The 3,370-nt window shown below is 48.7% G+C and carries 1 rRNA gene; it reads right to left on the bottom strand.

Going from position 1 to position 3,370, the window contains the following annotated elements:
* Positions 1–168: 168 nt before the first annotated feature.
* Positions 169–3,051, bottom strand: a 23S ribosomal RNA gene (locus tag CWC02_RS19085).
* Positions 3,052–3,370: the final 319 nt, after the last annotated feature.

Genomic DNA, 3,370 nt, shown 5'->3' with positions numbered 1-3,370 from the left:
GTTCGGCATGGGGTCAGGTGGGTCCAAAACGCTATTGTCACCAAGCAAATTTGGTTTGTTAATCGCCTTGGCAATTAACTAAATTCGGAATTCTGATATCAAGTAAATATCTACTTTAGTGTCTTAACTTCTGTCTGTTACGCTGTCATAAAACGCGTTTGGCGTTGTATGGTTAAGCCTCACGGGTAATTAGTACAGGTTAGCTTAATGGCTCACACCACTTCCACATCCTGCCTATCAACGTTGTAGTCTTCAACGGCCCTTCAGAGACTTTAAAAGTCTAGTGAGAACTCATCTCGAGGCCTGCTTCGCGCTTAGATGCTTTCAGCGCTTATCAGTTCCGAACGTAGCTACCGGGCAGTGCCATTGGCATGACAACCCGAACACCAGCGGTTCGTTCACTCCGGTCCTCTCGTACTAGGAGCAACCCCTCTCAATTCTCAAACGCCCACGGCAGATAGGGACCGAACTGTCTCACGACGTTCTAAACCCAGCTCGCGTACCACTTTAAATGGCGAACAGCCATACCCTTGGGACCGACTTCAGCCCCAGGATGTGATGAGCCGACATCGAGGTGCCAAACACCGCCGTCGATATGAACTCTTGGGCGGTATCAGCCTGTTATCCCCGGAGTACCTTTTATCCGTTGAGCGATGGCCCTTCCATTCAGAACCACCGGATCACTATGACCTACTTTCGTACCTGCTCGACGTGTCTGTCTCGCAGTTAAGCTGGCTTCTACCATTACACTAACCGTACGATGTCCGACCGTACTTAGCCAACCTTCGTGCTCCTCCGTTACTCTTTGGGAGGAGACCGCCCCAGTCAAACTACCCACCAGGCACTGTCCGTAACCCCGATCAGGGGCCAACGTTAGAACATCAACACTACAAGGGTGGTATTTCAAGGACGGCTCCACAAAAACTAGCGTTTCTGCTTCAAAGCCTCCCACCTATCCTACACATGTAGGGTCAATGTTCAGTGCCAAGCTGTAGTAAAGGTTCACGGGGTCTTTCCGTCTAGCCGCGGGTACACAGCATCTTCACTGCGATTTCAATTTCACTGAGTCTCGGGTGGAGACAGCGTGGCCATGGTTACACCATTCGTGCAGGTCGGAACTTACCCGACAAGGAATTTCGCTACCTTAGGACCGTTATAGTTACGGCCGCCGTTTACCGGGGCTTCGATCAAGAGCTTCGTCCGAAAACTAACCCCATCAATTAACCTTCCGGCACCGGGCAGGTGTCACACCGTATACGTCATCTTGCGATTTTGCACAGTGCTGTGTTTTTAATAAACAGTCCCAGCCACCTGGTCACTGCGGCTCCCGTCCGCTTAGAGAGCAAGTCTCATCACAGATAGGAGCGTACCTTCTCCCGAAGTTACGGTACAATTTTGCCTAGTTCCTTCACCCGAGTTCTCTCAAGCGCCTTAGTATTCTCTACCTGACCACCTGTGTCGGTTTGGGGTACGATTCGGTATAATCTGAAGCTTAGAGGCTTTTCCTGGAAGTATGGCATCAACAACTTCACACCCTTGGGTGCTCGTCTCGTGTCTCAGTCTTAGCGACCCGGATTTTCCTAAGTCACCAACCTACTCACTTTCACATGGACAACCAACGCCATGCTTGTTTAGCCTGCTCCGTCCCCCCATCGCAATTATACCAAGTACGGGAATATTAACCCGTTTCCCATCGACTACGCCTTTCGGCCTCGCCTTAGGGGTCGACTTACCCTACCCTGATTAACATGGGATAGGAACCCTTGGTCTTCCGGCGTGCGGGTTTTTCACCCGCATTATCGTTACTCATGTCAGCATTCGCACTTCTGATACCTCCAGCAAACCTCCCGGTTCACCTTCAACGGCTTACAGAACGCTCCCCTACCACTCAAACATAGTTTGAATCCGCAGCTTCGGTGCATAGTTTAGCCCCGTTACATCTTCCGCGCAGACCGACTCGACCAGTGAGCTATTACGCTTTCTTTAAAGGATGGCTGCTTCTAAGCCAACCTCCTGGCTGTCTGGGCCTTTCCACATCGTTTCCCACTTAACTATGACTTTGGGACCTTAGCTGGCGGTCTGGGTTGTTTCCCTCTTCACGACGGACGTTAGCACCCGCCGTGTGTCTCCCGGATAGTACTTTACGGTATTCGGAGTTTGCAAAGGGTTGGTAAGTCGGGATGACCCCCTAGCCTTAACAGTGCTCTACCCCCGTAAGTATTCGTCCGAGGCTCTACCTAAATAGATTTCGGGGAGAACCAGCTATCTCCCGGTTTGATTAGCCTTTCACTCCTAGCCACAGGTCATCCCCTAACTTTTCAACGTTAGTGGGTTCGGTCCTCCAGTTGATGTTACTCAACCTTCAACCTGCCCATGGCTAGATCACCGGGTTTCGGGTCTATACCTTGCAACTATACGCCCAGTTAAGACTCGGTTTCCCTACGGCTACCCTAATCGGTTAACCTCGCTACAAAATATAAGTCGCTGACCCATTATACAAAAGGTACGCAGTCACCCTCGAAGGGCTCCTACTGCTTGTACGTACACGGTTTCAGGTTCTATTTCACTCCCCTCACAGGGGTTCTTTTCGCCTTTCCCTCACGGTACTGGTTCACTATCGGTCAGTTGGGAGTATTTAGCCTTAGATGATGGTCCACCTATATTCAGTCAAAGTTTCACGTGCTCCGACCTACTCGATTTCACTTAAGATGCATTTTCGTGTACGGGACTATCACCCTGTATCGTCAAACTTTCCAGAATATTCCACTAACACATAATAAGCTTAAGGGCTGGTCCGGTTTCGCTCGCCGCTACTTCCGGAATCTCGGTTGATTTCTGTTCCTACGGGTACTTAGATGTTTCAGTTCTCCGCGTTCGCCTCTTACACCTATGTATTCAGTGCAAGATACCTGCAAGCAGGTGGGTTTCCCCATTCGGAAATCCTAGTCTCAAGCGCTTTTTACTAGCTTGACTAGGCTTATCGCAAGTTAATACGTCCTTCATCGCCTCCAACTGCCAAGGCATCCACCGTGTACGCTTAGTCACTTAACCATACAACCCAAACGGGTCTTTGTTAGTGACAGCTGTTAACTTCGCCAGAAGTTAATTCATCAAATAATGATGAGAATACTAAAGTAGATACCGATTAATCATTGCTGATTAACTGGCATATTTTTACTTTTGAAAACTCTTTATAGATACGAATATCTATAAGAATTTTAATATCAGCTTTCCAAATTTTTAAAGAGCATATTAATTAGTTAAACCAAACGGTTTAGCTAACTAACAATCATCTGTGTGGACACTACGAACAAATAAGTTCTAAATCGTATAAGGAGGTGATCCAGCCCCGGAGTCCCCTAGGGCTACC

Origin of the sequence: Pseudoalteromonas sp. S2721, assembly GCF_005887425.1 — a bacterium.
GTDB lineage: Bacteria > Pseudomonadota > Gammaproteobacteria > Enterobacterales > Alteromonadaceae > Pseudoalteromonas > Pseudoalteromonas simplex.
The sequence above is the reverse complement of the archived record's forward strand: the minus strand, read 5'-3'. Positions and strand labels throughout refer to the sequence as shown.